General features: G+C 51.3%; 16 protein-coding genes. 7 read left to right on the top strand and 9 right to left on the bottom strand.

Translation table 11 applies throughout. The features are described from left to right. Positions 1-21 precede the first annotated feature (21 nt). The 3 genes from JWG39_RS06480 to ilvC form a co-directional block, all read right to left on the bottom strand. A complete protein-coding gene (locus JWG39_RS06480) occupies positions 22-993 on the bottom strand; it encodes a hypothetical protein (protein WP_205218565.1) in 972 nt (323 codons plus the stop codon). Between the two features lie 294 nt (positions 994-1,287). Beyond that, on the bottom strand, positions 1,288-1,635 hold the full coding sequence (locus tag JWG39_RS06475) for a ComEA family DNA-binding protein (protein WP_240192026.1): 348 nt from the start codon (positions 1,633-1,635) through the stop codon (positions 1,288-1,290). Positions 1,636-1,812: 177 nt separating this feature from the next. Further along, positions 1,813-3,282, bottom strand: a complete 1,470-nt coding sequence (ilvC, locus tag JWG39_RS06470; protein WP_205218564.1) for a ketol-acid reductoisomerase — start codon at positions 3,280-3,282, stop codon at positions 1,813-1,815. A 134-nt stretch (positions 3,283-3,416) separates the two neighbouring features. Between ilvC and JWG39_RS06465 the strand changes: the two genes are divergently transcribed. Genes JWG39_RS06465 through JWG39_RS06450 form a run of 4 tightly spaced genes read left to right on the top strand, consistent with a single transcriptional unit; the run spans position 3,417 to position 6,704 of the window. Beyond that, on the top strand, positions 3,417-3,806 hold the full coding sequence (locus JWG39_RS06465; RefSeq protein WP_205218563.1) for a 5'/3'-nucleotidase SurE: 390 nt from the start codon (positions 3,417-3,419) through the stop codon (positions 3,804-3,806). After that, positions 3,799-4,764: a cation diffusion facilitator family transporter gene (locus JWG39_RS06460; protein WP_205218562.1), complete on the top strand. Its 966-nt coding sequence runs from the start codon at positions 3,799-3,801 to the stop codon at positions 4,762-4,764. The genes JWG39_RS06465 and JWG39_RS06460 overlap by 8 nt, the downstream gene beginning before the upstream one ends. 1 nt (position 4,765) lies before the next feature. Beyond that, positions 4,766-6,190: a Trk system potassium transporter TrkA gene (gene trkA, locus JWG39_RS06455; protein WP_205218561.1), complete on the top strand. Its 1,425-nt coding sequence runs from the start codon at positions 4,766-4,768 to the stop codon at positions 6,188-6,190. A gap of 43 nt (positions 6,191-6,233) precedes the next feature. Beyond that, positions 6,234-6,704: an LEA/WHy family protein gene (locus JWG39_RS06450; protein WP_205218560.1), complete on the top strand. Its 471-nt coding sequence runs from the start codon at positions 6,234-6,236 to the stop codon at positions 6,702-6,704. Between the two features lie 370 nt (positions 6,705-7,074). Here the strand turns inward: JWG39_RS06450 and JWG39_RS06445 are convergent, their stop codons facing one another. From JWG39_RS06445 to JWG39_RS06425, 5 genes are all read right to left on the bottom strand, one after another. After that, a complete protein-coding gene (locus tag JWG39_RS06445; RefSeq protein WP_205218559.1) occupies positions 7,075-8,535 on the bottom strand; it encodes a TrkH family potassium uptake protein in 1,461 nt (486 codons plus the stop codon). 10 nt (positions 8,536-8,545) lie between these two features. Next, entirely contained in the window at positions 8,546-9,253 is a 708-nt protein-coding gene (gene pyrF, locus JWG39_RS06440) for an orotidine-5'-phosphate decarboxylase (protein WP_205218558.1), read from the bottom strand. Between the two features lie 15 nt (positions 9,254-9,268). Next, positions 9,269-9,658, bottom strand: a complete 390-nt coding sequence (locus JWG39_RS06435) for a zf-HC2 domain-containing protein (RefSeq protein WP_205218557.1) — start codon at positions 9,656-9,658, stop codon at positions 9,269-9,271. 478 nt (positions 9,659-10,136) lie between these two features. Continuing rightward, positions 10,137-10,958: an enoyl-ACP reductase FabI gene (locus tag JWG39_RS06430; protein WP_205218635.1), complete on the bottom strand. Its 822-nt coding sequence runs from the start codon at positions 10,956-10,958 to the stop codon at positions 10,137-10,139. 15 nt (positions 10,959-10,973) lie between these two features. Beyond that, positions 10,974-11,885 carry a 1,4-dihydroxy-2-naphthoate polyprenyltransferase gene (locus JWG39_RS06425; RefSeq protein ID WP_205218556.1) on the bottom strand — a complete coding sequence of 304 codons (912 nt, stop codon included), beginning with the start codon at positions 11,883-11,885 and terminating at the stop codon, positions 10,974-10,976. A gap of 525 nt (positions 11,886-12,410) precedes the next feature. Between JWG39_RS06425 and JWG39_RS17375 the strand changes: the two genes are divergently transcribed. Both JWG39_RS17375 and JWG39_RS06420 read left to right on the top strand, forming a co-directional pair. Continuing rightward, on the top strand, positions 12,411-12,512 hold the full coding sequence (locus JWG39_RS17375) for a helix-turn-helix domain-containing protein (RefSeq protein WP_439099709.1): 102 nt from the start codon (positions 12,411-12,413) through the stop codon (positions 12,510-12,512). 187 nt (positions 12,513-12,699) lie between these two features. After that, positions 12,700-13,317 (top strand): uracil-DNA glycosylase, encoded by a 618-nt coding sequence (locus JWG39_RS06420; protein ID WP_205218555.1) that lies wholly within the window; start codon positions 12,700-12,702, stop codon positions 13,315-13,317. A 220-nt stretch (positions 13,318-13,537) separates the two neighbouring features. On the opposite strand, the gene JWG39_RS06415 is transcribed toward JWG39_RS06420, so the two are convergent. Then, positions 13,538-13,759: a hypothetical protein gene (locus JWG39_RS06415; protein ID WP_205218554.1), complete on the bottom strand. Its 222-nt coding sequence runs from the start codon at positions 13,757-13,759 to the stop codon at positions 13,538-13,540. A gap of 128 nt (positions 13,760-13,887) precedes the next feature. On the opposite strand from JWG39_RS06415, the gene JWG39_RS06410 reads away from it, so the two are divergent. Continuing rightward, entirely contained in the window at positions 13,888-14,679 is a 792-nt protein-coding gene (locus JWG39_RS06410; RefSeq protein ID WP_205218553.1) for a formylglycine-generating enzyme family protein, read from the top strand. The last annotated feature ends 18 nt before the right edge of the window (positions 14,680-14,697 follow it).

The following is a 14,697-nucleotide window of genomic DNA, read 5'->3' as shown; positions in this document are numbered from 1 at the left end:
CCGAGTGGAGTTGCATATTTCTCAGCAACCCGGCACCCCTGTCCCGCACTTGTCATCATCACTCTGCGGCACGACGACGGGCAGCCTGATACTGCTGTTATCAGGAACAGTGGACATTCCGCTCTCCTCCTCATCCACAACGGGAATCTCTTCAGCAGAAACCGTTGTTCTCTTCTTCTCGGCAGAAAACCGGCAGTTCCTTTCCAGCCAGGGAAGAATCTGGTTCGTACCGTTAAGAATTTCATACTTCATCTCCCTGCCGCCGGGGGCGATAAGGAGAGGAATTGAGCCGACGCCAATACTGCGCATGAAGCCGATATTGGCAGTGGGATCATAGCTGCTCTTCTTCAACGCACCTGCAAAAATGAAGGGTTTGGTTCTTTTTTCAATAGGGTTGAATCTGACGTTGCAGGAACTCTCCTCCTGCAGATAGTCAAGAACCTTCTCGCAATGCGGACAGGTCTCTGAGAAAAGCAGGGTAATGGTTTTCTCGTTCCCCTCCTCGGTATATGTTGCCATAGTGCCAAAGGTAAATGATTTTCCTGTCCCTCCAGCATCAAACTGCAGGGCAAAGGCAGCAATCAGTACCGCACAGAAAGCAATCAGTCCGCGCATAATCTGATCCATCCCGCTGAACAGTGTCAACAGGACAATAAAAGCAAACACCATCAGACAGGAACCGCAAAAGGCATGCGCCACCGAATATTGGAAGAAAATCAACACCCCTTCCGCCGCCATTCCAGCGGTGAGCATATAGCCAACACACTTGTCAGCAATCTCGGATTCCGCAAAACGTGCCACTGCTGAACAGAGACAGATAAGGGCAAAAAAGAAGGCACCGAGCCCATAGAAATAAAGCGAAGGGATGGTCGTCAGTCTCTCCACCACATCGCAGCCATCGTTGAGACAAAAGCCCTCACCTTTAGTGATAATCAACCAGACCTGTATTCCCGAAGCGACTGCTGCGAGAAAAGAAAGAAACGTACGAATCATACCAGATGCCTCTTGTTGTTCGAATCCCGACAGCTCTTTCCATAAATTCGTTGTGCTGCCTGGAAAGCCCTGCCCTGAGAAGGAGAAACGGCCACATCCCCTGGGAATGCAGCCGTTTTATCTTTAGGGTTCCTTGAATAATCTTGTATTTCGTTCATATTCAAGGCACAGGAGAAAATTTACCGGAGCTATATGTTTGATATTGCGAGGATAAATTTTTGACTGTAACGAAGAAGATGGGCGAAAGACTGATTATTCAAGGTTCCCTTTAACGAGACAAACGCCCCTCGTAAATTACAGCTTGAAAAACATGGCCATCTTCTTCAGCTTTTTTTCACCAATACCTTTAACTTTTTCCAGATCATCTACAGATTTAAAGTTGCCGTTATCCTTGCGATACTTGACAATCGCCTGGGCAGTCTTCGGACCAATGCCGGGAACAGCGGTCAACTCATCGACAGTCGCACTGTTCAAAGAGATACTCTTCGCTGCGGGAAGAGCATTTCCCGTTGTCTTCACATTTTTGCTGACGGCAGTGGTAACGCTGTCAGTGCTGGAAGCAGCAAAAGAAACAGTCATCGGGGCGGTCACAAGACCGGCAGCACAAAACAGAGCGACACAGAAACGAGTAAATTTCATCATATCCTCCTGAAATGAGTGGATACCCACGCAACTTCAAGTATGCACAGGTATTGTATATGGAGAAAATTACCCTAAAGAATCGCAAAATTCAAGTGTTCCGCCACGGGGGAGAAACACCAGAGGCGGAACAGGGGCTTCCCCGCTCCGCCTCAATCAGCTTTACATCTGCATGAGAAATCAGACAATCGGTTTCATTGCGCTCATGTAAGATCGCAACTCGGCACCAACTTCTTCTACCAGCATGTAGCGAATAGCTTCGTTCACTTGAATGAGGTCAAGATTGTCCACACCGTTGTCTGCCACGTCAAGTCCTTTCCCGATAACATCCACATCCACAGTGGACATGAAATCCTTGAGAAGCGGAATGCAGGCATTCGCGAAGAGGTAATTGCCGTATTCAGCGGTATCGGAAATAACAACGTTCATCTCATAGAGTTTCTTCCGGGCAATGAGATTGGCGATCAATGGAACCTCATGGTGAGATTCGTAGTATGCCGATTCCGGCTTGATTCCTGCGGAAACCATGGTGTCAAAGGCCAGCTCAACACCCGCTTTGATCATCGCAACCATCAGAATACCATGATCATAATACTCCTGTTCGGAGAGAGAACCACTTCCAGCCGTATTTTCAAAAACGGTCTTGCCGGTTTCTTCACGCCATTGAAGCAGTTTGGCATCGCCGTTAGCCCAGTCTGCCATCATTCCACGAGAGAATTCCCCACTCATGATGTCATCCATATGCTTTTCGTAAAGCGGAGCCATGATGGTTTTCAACTCTTCGGAGAGGATGAAGGCACGAATTTTTGCAGGATTTCCAAGACGGTCCATCATGGCGGTGATGCCACCAAACTTCAATGACTCAGTGATAGTCTCCCAACCCTGCTGGATCAGTTTGGCTGCATAGCCTTTGTCGATGCCCTTTTCAACCATTTTGTCGAAACAGAGCAGGGAACCGGTCTGCAGCATACCGCAGAGGATGGTCTGCTCGCCCATCAGATCAGATTTTACCTCGGCAACAAAAGAGGACTCCAGCACACCGGCACGGTCACCACCGGTACCACAGCAGTAGGCTTTGGCAATATCCCAGCCTTCACCTTTCGGATCATTCTCATCATGGACAGCGATCAGGGTGGGGATACCGAAACCACGTTTGTACTCTTCACGAACCTCCGTACCGGGACCCTTCGGAGCCACCATGACCACGGTAAGGTCGTCACGAATCTTCATCCCCTCTTCGACAATATTAAAACCATGGGAGTAAGAGAGGCAGGCACCTTTTTTCATCAGTGGCATAATGGCTGTAACAACCTTGCTGTGCTGCTTGTCCGGGGTGAGATTGATGACCAGATCTGCAGTGGGAATGAGTTCTTCGTACGTACCGACCTTGAAATCATTTTCAGTGGCGTTCTTCCAGGACTGGCGTTTCTGATCAATAGCAGACTGGCGCAGGGCATAACTTACGTCAAGCCCGGAATCCCGCAGATTCAATCCCTGATTGAAACCCTGGGCACCACAGCCGACAATGACGATTTTTTTACCCTTAAGGAAATCAACGCCATCAAATTCATCGGCATCCATGAAACGACAGCGGGAGAGTTGGTCGATCTGTTTGCGCAACGGGAGAGTGTTGAAGTAATTTGTACTCATTTTCTGGGTCCTTTTTTTAAATTTATAGAAATATATCGTAGCGATACTGAAAAGTATTCTATATTCTATCGTCACAGCGTCAAGGGATTAATCGTGACAAGGCAGGGATTTCCTGTCATAAAAGGAAAACAGGGATGACCACAATTCTCATCACCAGCGACGAAGGTCTTCACACCCCCCGTTTTGCGGCCTTCGAAGCCGCCATGACAACGCCGGGCAACACGGTTATTGTCATACCAAACCGTAACAACTTCGCAGCCTCCCTCTCCCTGACGATCAATCGGCCGCTGAATCTCACCCGCCACGGCGCAGCCCGTTACAATGTCAACAGCATCGCCGCTGACTGCGTGGTGTCCAGCCTCAGCAAAGTACTCCGGGAACCGCCAGCTCTAGTTGTTTCCGATTTCAACCTCGAACCTGACCTCGGAGATAACATCACCTGCTCTGGCACTGTTTCCACATCGAGCACACCAGCCACGAATTTCTCCGCTTTTTTCGGAAACAGTGGGGGTTTTGATGACTGATGAGTCAAAGATCCTGCCCGGAGCGGAACGCACCCGCAAAGGGATGTTTGGGGTCAACATTGGTCTGTTCGCCAACACCTTTCTGGCGATCATCAAGACCGTCGTCGGCCTCACCGCCCACAGCCCGGCACTGCTCGCCGACGGCATCAACTCCATCTCCGACGTCGCTTACGGTATTGTAGTAAAAATCTTCATGCAAATCTCCGCACGTCCCGCCGACAAGGAACATCCCTACGGCCACGACCGCATGGAGTCCATCGCCGCCGTTGCTGTCGGCTCCTTCATTATGGCCACCGGCATCTCCATATTCTGGTCGGCGATCAGCAGCGTCATCGGCCAGTTCCGGGGCACCGCACCGGAGCATTCCGAATTGAGTCTCGCCCTGTATGTTGCCGTCGGCACCATCGTCCTGAAACTCTTTCTCTGGCTTTATACACGGAGACTTGGTCGTGAGAGCGGCAACAATATGCTGCTGGTTCTCGCCACCGACCACCGTAACGATACCCTCTCCTCTTTCGCCGCCGCCCTCGGCATCTTCTTCAGCAGAGAAGGGTACCCCTGGGTTGATCCCCTCGCAGGCGCAGTCGTCGCGATCATTATTCTCTTCACCGGCATCGACATCGTCCGCGACGCTTCCACCGATCTGATGAACAGCAGCCCGGGAGCCGAACTCACCGAAAGAATCCGCAACATGATTAAAGAAATCCCGCAGGTGATTGATGTTGAAGAGATCACCGGCCACCGTTTTGGTGTCTACATTGTGCTTAACGTTGTCATTGGTGTTCACCCGACCCTCTGGGTAGCCGAGGGTAATGTCGTGGCGACCAGGGTGGAGAAAAAAATAATGAGTGAACTGGACATCGTCCGCCGGGTCTTCGTCCACTATCATCCGGCAAAATGCTTTCGCAACGAAACTCCGCCACAGAAACGATGCATACCTCTCACCAGGGAACCCTGATATGTTCGGCAAACAGCGCAATAAAAGCGAAAACATCCTCATCCTCGGCCTCGGCGGTGTCGGTCTCTATCTGGCCAAACGTCTCATTGATGACGAACAGGCGGTGACCATTATTGAGTCCAACCCACAACTTATCGCCTTCGCCGAAAGTCAGATTGACGCCCGCCTCATTCTGGGGGATGCCATGAGCATCCGCTGCTGGAAGAACGCCGGAGTCGAACAGATGGATTACATGATCGCCGTCACCGACAACGACGCTGTGAACATGATGGCCGCCCACATCGCCCATCACCTCGGCATTCCACGCAAGATTGCCCGGGTTCGCTCCCTTGAATTCGGTCAGCCGGACTCGCTGCTCACGGCAGAAGATCTCAATCTTGACCTCATTATTCACCCTGAGGAACTGGTTTCACAGGAGATTGTCCGCATCATTCAGACCAGTGACAGCAACGAAATCATCGAACTGGCCGAAAGTAAAATCCTCATCCTCGCCACCGGGATCGCCGCCCGTTCCCCTATCGCCGGGCTGACCCTGCAGAAACTTGCCGCGCGATACCATGATATCCCTTTCCGGGTAGCGGCCATCACCCGGGGCATCCGCACTATCATCCCCTACGGTCAGCAGAAACTGCATCCCGGCGATCATATCGCCATCATGTTCCCTGCTGCCTTCCGTAATCAGGTACTGGAATTCACCTCCACCGCCCAGAAACGACAGCAGAGGGTCCTCCTCCTTGGCGGCGGACTCGTCGGTGCACGGGTAGCTGAACTTCTCAACAAACAGGTAGAGGTTACCCTGCTGGAAAAAGATGCGGACCGGGCAAAGCTCCTTTCCGAACAGCTTAAGGGCGTGGAACTCCTCCACGGCGACGGCTCCCGGCTTGATGTCCTCGCCGAGGCTGGCGTACAGGCGGCGGACACCCTTGTAACCTGCACCGGCGACAATGAGACCAACATCATGGCCAGCCTGCTCGGCAAACATCTCTATTCGATTGAAGATGACGGCGAAGAGACGGATGAGAAGAGGAAAAAGAAAAAACTGCACACCATCTCCCTCGTCGGCAAAGAGGACTACCTCATCCTCGCCGCATCCACGGGCACTGACATTGCCCTGAACAAGAAGGTACTGGCGGCTAACGAAATTGTAAAATTCATTCGCAGCAGCGAATTCCACTCCGTGGCCCACCTCCACGGCTTCGATGTTGAAGTGGTAGAACTCACCCCCATGCCAAAGGCGCCTGTCACCCGTAAACCGCTTTCCAAACTGGATCCCATCTTCCGCGACAAGATGATTATTGGCGCCATCCGCCGCCAGGGCGAATGGGAAATCGCCATGGGCGACACCCAGATAGAGGCCAATGAGCCTGTGGTTGTCATCTGCCCGTCAATGCTCCTTAAAGATGTCAGGAAATTATTCCGCGGTTAGATTTTTACTCCCCTGTATTCTTTATAAGACAAAAAGAAAAACCATGCAAAAACAACTTCTTTCACTCCTTCTCGCACTTTTCTTCCTCGGTGGTTGTGCAACTCTTCATCCCGGCTGGGAAAAGCCCGCCGTCGGCCTGACCAGTATCCGCATACTGCCCTCCAACGGTATTCTTCCCCGCTTTGAGATCGGTCTGCAGGTTCTCAATCCCAACCGCACCCCACTGCCCCTTGAAGGCATTGTCTACTCCGTCAGCCTGAACAACAATAAAATTCTCACCGGCGTCGCCAACGACCTGCCCACCGTCAAAGAGTATGGCCAGGAGGAGCTCAAACTCGTCTCCGGCATCAACCTCGGCGGCAGTATTAAACTCTTCAACCAGCTGCTTTCCAGCGGTAAAAGCTCCTTCACATACACGTTCACTGCCAAAATCGATACCGGCCGTTTTTCTCCGACACTGCATTTCAAGGAAGAGGGTACGTTGAATTCAGCACTGAGCCTTGATACAAAATAAAGTTATACCATTTCCATTTTGTATTGATCAGAGAGCGCGACTGCGTGGACATCTTTTTTTGTGATTACGAATGAATCAACAGGATGTAAAAAGAGCATAACTTAATAGAAACAGTCTAATCATGCGAAAAAGGGCATTTTTTATAAAAGCGTAACTTCTTAAAGTTTTTTGCCTTTATTCGCATGATTAGAGCTTTTATTCGTTGGCAAAAAGTTTTTCGCTGTTCCGTCTTTTGCTTTTCCCTGTCTCCTTTCTCCTGTCTCCCATCCCCCTGCCTTTGAATTCGTCAATAGAAAGTGAAAATGGTATTTAGCACGGTCACAACTTAATAGGAATGGTATTACCGCTTTTCCCTTTCTCCTGTCCCGCCTTACTTCTTCCAGAATGCAGGATAGAAAACGGCCAGCGCGGAGAACATCTCCAGACGTCCCACCAGCATGTTCCACGACAGAAACCACTTGCTCGCCACTGAGAAAAAGGCATAGTTCTCACTCGGACCGACCTCGCCGAAACCAGGGCCGATATTCATTAGACTGGAGATCACTGATGACATTGAGCCAAAGAAACTGACCTGCGGCTCAAGCAGTGAAATGACACAGCCACCGAAAAGCACCAGCAGGATGTTGATTATAAAGTAGCACACGGAAAGATCGACGATTCCGGCATCCACCGACCTCCCGTTGAGGTGCAGGGTCACCATCGACATCGGCTGCAGAAACATCCGTTTCACGGTGTGGTACATCCACTGTAAAATCACCACATAGTGAACAATCTTGATACCGCTGGTGGTAGAACCGGCACAGGCACCGATGAAGCAGACGGTAAAGAGCAGCATCTGCGCGAGCTGCGGCCACAGCTCATAATTGGCGGTAGTGAAACCGGTAGTCGTCAGGATGGAGACTACCTGGAAACAGCCAAAGCGCAGACAGTTCGTGAAGCTCTCATAGATCCCCTGTGTGTAGAGACTGAAGCTCACGCCGAGGCAGAAGAAGAGGGTGAAACCGAAATACCAGCGCAGCTCTGTGTTTTCCCGCACCCCTTTCCAGTTTCCGCAGAGGATATAGTAGAAGAGGATAAAGGTCGTGCCGCCGCAGAACATGAAAAAAGTAGTTACCCAGTCAATCCACGCCGAATCGTAGTAGCCCACCGATATATTTTTCGTCGAATAGCCGGAGGTTGAGATCGTCCCGAAGGCGTGACACAGGGAATCAAATAAATTCATTCCTCCCCCCAGCAGTAACAGCGTCTCAGCCACGTTGAGGAAGATATATATTCCCCACAGCCAGGCCATGGTATCCTTGTTACGTGCTTTAAACTTGTCGCCGGTGATCACCTGACCGGGACTTGATTCCGCCCGGAAGATCCGCATCGACCCCACTCCGTGGGGAAGAAAGAGCAGCGTAAGGGTGAGAAACCCCATGCCGCCGAGCAGATGAGTCTGGCTGCGCCAGAAAAGCAGGCCATGAGGCACAATCTCGATATCCGGAAGAATGGTGGCACCGGTGGTGGTGTAACCGGACATCATCTCAAAGAAGGCATCGGTAAAGGTGGAGATACTGCCGTGAAACAGAAAGGGAAAGGTGGAAACTGCGGAAATAACGATCCAGCCGAAGGTGGCGATAAAGATCGAATCACGGAAGGTAAGCACCCTCGCCCCGCGAAACAAGCGTTTAAGCGGCAGACCGAGGGCGAGAATGATGAACATCGAAAAAAGAAAAGAGAGGAGATCGTCCTCCCGATAGATCAGCGAGCAAATCACGGGCAACGTCATCGAACAGCCGGTAACAATCAGCAGGGTGCCGAAGACGTTGGCGATAGATTTATAATTCATAGGCCTGGCTTTAGATCGCCGCGATCTTTTCCTGCATCTTCATGATAACTCCCGCCGGATCACTGGAACGGGTGATCGGCCGCCCCACAACAACGTGACTGGCACCGTTCCTTATCGCCATTTCAGCGGTGACTATGCGCTTCTGATCATCGCTGCCATCCTGCACGTTGGCTCCGGGGCGGATCCCTGGAGTAACAATCAGCAGCTTTTTGCCCAGGTCTCTGCGCAACTTCTCCGCTTCCAGTCCAGAAGAAACAACCCCGTCACACCCCAGTTCGAGGGCGCGTCTGGCGCGGAAGAAGACAAGATCGGCCACCGACTGCGTCATACCCATGGCACGCATGTCCTCCTCACCAAAACTGGTGAGTACAGTGATCGCCAGCAGCTTGATATCACTTTCCTGCTTTGCTTCCACCGCCGCCCGCACAATAGCATCGTTGCCGTGGATGGTAGTCAGGCTTACCCCGCGATCACGCACCTGTCCCACCGCCTTCTTCACCGTCTCGGGAATATCAAAAAACTTTAGATCAAGCATCACCTTGTTGCCACGGTCCACCAGCCAGTCGACCATCTCAAACCAGCTGCCAACAAAGAGCTGCAGACCAATCTTGAAGTAGCAGGTATGGGCCTCGCAACGCTTTACTATCGACCTGGCCTCCTCGGGAGTATCTACATCCAGGGCTACAATAATGCGTTCATTCAAAGGGATATTGCTCATCTTTTGCCTCGCGGGTTATTGAAAAAGAGTGTTTATAAATTTGTGACTAAAAAAAACAATGGCCGCCACCATAGCCATGCCAAGAACTGTCACCACGCCGAGGCAGCTGCCGTTCACCCTCTTCGCGATACCCCCGCCGCTGTGCATGGCACCCATTTTCAGGACGGCAATATTCATACACTGATTGCGGCAATGAGCACAACCCCTGATATGGACGCGCATCTTCGCGGCGTTTTCCTCACTCACCCGTTTGTCAATCAGCGCCGACAGCTCTTCCCTGCTGTAACACTCCTCAGTGGGCGGTTCCGTCGGCTCAAACTCCGTTTCCGGCTGCCGCTCGGCAATAAACTCCGCCAGCACCGCAGCAAGACGCTCATCTCTGTCTGCCTGTTTCTCTGTTGTCATTTTTTTCCGGGTATCTTGAAACATTCTGCATTCGCTCATATTCAAAGCACAGGAAAAAATTTATCACAGGTATATTAATACCTTAGAAATTATTTTCGTGAAGGTACTTATACCAATCACATTTTTTACTGACCAGAGAACACGACTGCGTGGACATCTTTTTTTGGCAATTACGAATGGATAAACAGGCTGTAAAATTGATCTCATTGTAAAAACGTCCGTTGTGCTGGAAACGCCCAAATTGGTCGTCTCTACAAAGACCTTTTGCTTTTTCCTGCCTCCTGTCTCCCGTCTCCTTTCTCCCTTTCTTCGTCCCTCCTGCTTTTGAATCCGCCAATACAAATGTAAAATGTACGTATACCGGCCTGGCGTTCATCACCGGTGTAATCAGCAGTTCCCGGAGTCTGGCGCTTCTCGCCGAGGATAAATTTAACTCTAACGAAGATGATGGGCAATTATTCAAGGTACCCTTCATACCTCAAACCGGGCACACAACCTTCTTTACAATATTTTTATCAAAATAGTTCACCGACATTCCCGCATCTACCACCATCGTCTGGCAGTTGATTCCCGACGACCGCCGCGACATGAGAAATACCACGAGGTTGGCCGCCTCCTGGGTAGCAAGCGCGCGTTTGCGCGGAATCACCTGCTCGGCATAGAGATAAGAATCAACATAGCCCGGAATCCCTGCCGAAGCTGAGGTTTTTAACAACGATGGTGCCACCGCGTTAAAGCGCACCTCCGAAAACTCCGAGAAAGATTTGGCGAGAAAAACCAGCGAAGAATCCAGTGCGGCCTTCACCGGAGCCATATAACCATAGTTTTCCGCTGCCATTCGCGTCGTGGAGATGGAAATGGTCACCACCGAGGCATCTTTTTCCAGCAAATCCTTGAAATATTTGGCGATGGAGATCAGTGAAAAGCATGAGATATTCACCGCCTGCAGAAAGTCCGCCTTTTCCGTCTCGTGAAAAGGCTTTATCCCTTTAGAGTAGTTGGCGAAGGCAATGGAATGAATGATACCGTCGATCTTTGCATCCTTTCCCTCGCTCTTCAGCCACTCGGCAATCTCATCCCGCACCCGCACGACATTGGCTTCATCCTCCACATCACAGACAAAGACCCGCGATGCAGGAAAAAGTTTTTTCGCCTCCTCCACCCTCTCTCTGGAGCGCACCACATGGATAACCTTCGCCCCTCGGGAGACGAGGGTACGGCCAATCACGCAGGCCATCGACTTCTTGTTCGCCAGTCCGAAGATAACAAATCGTTTCTGTTCAATGCCGAGAAAGCTTATTTCCATGGGATCCCCTCAAAAGTTATAGCCAAGCCCGAAGGCAAGCATAATGCTGTAAAGCAGCGACAACCGCGCCGTATCTCCGAGCAGGTCGTTCAGACTGTCACCAGGTTCACACTCAATAACCACACACACCCGCCGCGCGAGCAGCGCGGTGAAAAGCGGCAAGACCACAAAGGGTCCCGCCAGCCCGGTAACAGCCAGCACCGGCGGCACCACATAACTGAGCCACACCAGCGATTTGTAAAGCTGAATCGTGCGGCAGCGGCCAAGACGCACGGCGAGGCTGATCTTGCCCGCCGCCCGGTCGGTGTCAATATCGCGCAGATTGTTGACTACCATCACCGCCGCAATGAGAAATCCCGGTGGCAACGATGCAGGCAGAGCGAGCAGAGGAAGGCTTCCAAGCAGAATATATGCCGTGGCACACACGCCCACCGGTCCGTAGAAAAGAAAAGCAAACACCTCGCCCAGACCGTGAGAAGCCAGCGGCCATGGTCCACCGCTGTACGCCAGCGCCGCAAGCAGCGATGCCGCCCCTACCAGTACAACAGGCCAGCCGCCGAGCACGGCAAGATAGAGAAAGATCAGCCCGGCGAGGATGAGTGAAAAGACCATGCCGAGACGCACTTTTTCCGGTGGAATAAGCCCGCTCTGGGTCACCCGCACGGGTCCCTGCCGCTGTTCCCCGTCTATTCCTCTTTTGAAATCGAAATAGTCGTTGGCAAGATTTACCCCGATCTGCAGGAGCACAGAACAGAAGAAACAGGCCAGCGTCGGGAGAAGAACACGTGTTCCACCCGCACCACAGGCCAGCGCCAATCCGCAACCCACAGCAACAGGGCCGCCGGAAGCAGGCAGGGTTTTCGGACGGACAGCCAGCACCCATAACTGCAGGGGAGAGATCTTTTTCTGCACATTTTCCATTATACTCTGCGTTTTAATTGAATGTGCGGTCCCCCCGCCGTTCAGGTTAAAGATAGAGAGCGTAAACGCCAAAGGCGTTCAAGGTATTCCTTCTTTTTCCGGTGTTTGCTGTTCTTCTCTGTAGTGACGAAGAACAGGGTACCTGAAGAACCACACTTTCGCCCATTTTCTTCGTTAGAGTTAACATTATCCTCGGAGTGAAGCGTCAGGCTCCGATATCAAAGTCACAGGCGGGTAAATTTCTTCCTGTGCCTCAAAGATGAAGGGATGCAGACTGTTTCAATATACCCTTTATTGATCGGTGCATCGCCGCAACTGCCAGCACAGGAAAAAGGGGATCACAACGCGTTTTTCCGTCGAACTCCACACGCTCTGCTTCAAAGTCGGTTAAGACTTCCGCAAAGCTGCCACGTACGTCTCGACGATATTTCGTCACGAAGACCAAATGAGTATGCATTCTGAAAACGCAATGCCTGCCACGCCAAATATCGTTGTTATTTCTTATGAACCAAATATAATATAATTATGAAACGTCTTCAAGCATTCAAATTCCAGATTAAACCAAACGGTGAACAGCGCCGAGACATATACCATATCGCTGATTCATACCCAAAAACGCAGACCTGAACGCGGCATAGAATATTCCGGGCGGGACATGCCTGGTCGAACGGTGCACCAAAGCCGTCAGCAATAGAAATCCGCCGAAGCAACTCACGGAGAGAATGTGTGGGCGCCGGAGAAATTTCCGCCCTTCAGGGGAGATGCAATTTTTTTAAAATCATTTCAGGGAACATTGAATAAGGGAGTAAACAGAATGGCAGATAATACGGCAGACATGGCGCAGCGCGAGAAAGAGCTGCAAGAACTGGAGGAAGAGGTCCTGCAGTGCAGAAAATGTGTCCTGGCTGAAACCCGCAACCATGTCGTTTTTGGCGAGGGAGATCCTCACGCGGAGATTTTATTTATTGGTGAGGGGCCGGGTTTTTACGAAGACCAGCAGGGGCATCCTTTTGTCGGCAAGTCGGGACAGCTTCTTGACCGAATCCTTGAGGTGTGCGGTTTCAACAGGCAGCAGCATATATTTATTGGCAACATTGTGAAATGCCGGCCACCGAACAACCGCAACCCGACACCTGAAGAACGAACCGCGTGTCTGCCGTGGCTGTATAAGCAGATTGAGTTGATTGATCCCAAAATCATTATTCTCCTCGGAGCAACGGCGCTCAAGGGGTTAATTGATCCGAAACTGCGCATCACAAAGATTCGCGGACAGTGGATGGAGTGGCAGGGACGGCTGGTAATGCCAACCTATCATCCGGCTGCATTGCTGCGTAATCCGGCGATGAAAAAGGATGCCTGGGAGGATTTTCAGCAGGTGGTGGCAAAGTTTCGGGAAATTGTCGATCCAGAGCATCATTCGGATTATTGTTAAAGGGAAGAAATCACCTTCTTCTACAACGCCATATATCCTGTTTTAAAGACAGGGATCGTGGAAAATCCAAAACCACCCTCACTGTCTCCATCATCAACCAACAGGACCGGCCATGATGCTTGCCGTCACTGCGGGGCTGAGCCAGCTGCAGGGCTATGCCACGGTGCTCTTCGTCCTGCCGCTACACTGTGAACGCTGGCCGCTCTACTGATGGCAAGGCTCACAGCCGGAACTGCTGCTCGAACCGAAAAGTGCGGAGGAACTGGATGATTGAGGAGATCTTCAACAGAGTAAATAATCTCCTGCCTTCACGATAACATTCGATAATATCAAATTCATCCAGCAGACTTTGTCTGGTGATTGATATCAGAGTCTGGCGCTTACCTCCGAGGATATTTTTTTTACTGTAACAAAGAAGATGGACGAAAGACTGGTTATTCAAGGTATCCGTAATGCTTTTCCGTCAAGTGACAGTGGAAACCCCAGCCTGTATCATTTGTAAGAGTCTAAGAGAGATCGCCATACCATGAGTATGCCAACATCTCGAAAATAAAAATAACAGGGAGAACCATGAGCGAAAAAGACGAAAAAGCACAGATTCCGAAGAAGAACGCCGAAGAAATCGGCCCTTATGGCAAAGAATTCTGTGATGAACGTACCGGGATGGAGTTTGTCTGGGTACCGGGGGGCAGTTTTGAGATGGGGGATACGTTCAACGAGGGGGAACCCCGGGAACGTCCCATCCATTCCGTCACCCTTGAGGGATTTTATCTGGGTAAATACGAGGTAACTCAGGGAGAGTGGCTGAAGATCATGGATGAAAACCCAAGTGAATTCCAGCAGGGCGACCGCTACCCGGTGGAGGACATAAGCTGGAATACTGTACAGAATTTTCTCGAAAAACTTAACACCGCCAGCGGCAGACAGTACCGTCTGCCTTCCGAGGCACAATGGGAATACGCAGCACGGGAAGGCGGCAAAAAGGTACGTTTTGGCACCGGCAAAGATACCATTGGCCCGGACGAGGCAAATTTCAATGGCAGGGAACAAGATGTAGAACCATATTCCCGTATTGGAGCAGACCGGGAAGAGACCATACCGGTGGAGAGTTTTTCCCCCAACGCTCTTGGTCTCTACCAGATGAGCGGTAATATCGATGAGTGGTGCCAGGATATATGGCACAACGATTACAACGGAGCGCCAGCAGATGGCTCTGCCTGGGAGACGGAGGGTGCAGACACACTCCGTGTCGTTCGTGGCGGGTGCTGGTACGGCTTCCCGAGGTGGGTACGTGCGGCGTCCCGGGACTGGGCCGGGGCTGGCAACCGCAGCGGCATCCTCGGCTTCCGGCTTTCTCTCTGAGTTCTCCTGCGATCAGGT

The sequence above is a fragment of the Desulforhopalus vacuolatus genome (assembly GCF_016918505.1).
Taxonomy (GTDB): Bacteria; Desulfobacterota; Desulfobulbia; order Desulfobulbales; family Desulfocapsaceae; genus Desulforhopalus; species Desulforhopalus vacuolatus.
This window is presented reverse-complemented; position numbering and strand designations above follow the sequence as displayed.

Coding starts and splice junctions, on each gene's coding strand:
- JWG39_RS06465 (WP_205218563.1), top strand. CDS start 3,417: ATGACCACAATTCTCATCACCAGCGACGAAGGTCTTCACACCCCCCGT.
- JWG39_RS06480 (WP_205218565.1), bottom strand. CDS start 993: ATGATTCGTACGTTTCTTTCTTTTCTCGCAGCAGTCGCTTCGGGAATA.
- JWG39_RS06425 (WP_205218556.1), bottom strand. CDS start 11,885: ATGGAAAATGTGCAGAAAAAGATCTCTCCCCTGCAGTTATGGGTGCTG.
- JWG39_RS06420 (WP_205218555.1), top strand. CDS start 12,700: ATGGCAGATAATACGGCAGACATGGCGCAGCGCGAGAAAGAGCTGCAA.
- JWG39_RS17375 (WP_439099709.1), top strand. CDS start 12,411: ATGAAACGTCTTCAAGCATTCAAATTCCAGATTAAACCAAACGGTGAA.
- JWG39_RS06450 (WP_205218560.1), top strand. CDS start 6,234: ATGCAAAAACAACTTCTTTCACTCCTTCTCGCACTTTTCTTCCTCGGT.
- JWG39_RS06475 (WP_240192026.1), bottom strand. CDS start 1,635: ATGATGAAATTTACTCGTTTCTGTGTCGCTCTGTTTTGTGCTGCCGGT.
- JWG39_RS06460 (WP_205218562.1), top strand. CDS start 3,799: ATGACTGATGAGTCAAAGATCCTGCCCGGAGCGGAACGCACCCGCAAA.
- trkA (WP_205218561.1), top strand. CDS start 4,766: ATGTTCGGCAAACAGCGCAATAAAAGCGAAAACATCCTCATCCTCGGC.
- JWG39_RS06435 (WP_205218557.1), bottom strand. CDS start 9,658: ATGACAACAGAGAAACAGGCAGACAGAGATGAGCGTCTTGCTGCGGTG.
- JWG39_RS06410 (WP_205218553.1), top strand. CDS start 13,888: ATGAGCGAAAAAGACGAAAAAGCACAGATTCCGAAGAAGAACGCCGAA.
- ilvC (WP_205218564.1), bottom strand. CDS start 3,282: ATGAGTACAAATTACTTCAACACTCTCCCGTTGCGCAAACAGATCGAC.
- pyrF (WP_205218558.1), bottom strand. CDS start 9,253: ATGAGCAATATCCCTTTGAATGAACGCATTATTGTAGCCCTGGATGTA.
- JWG39_RS06445 (WP_205218559.1), bottom strand. CDS start 8,535: ATGAATTATAAATCTATCGCCAACGTCTTCGGCACCCTGCTGATTGTT.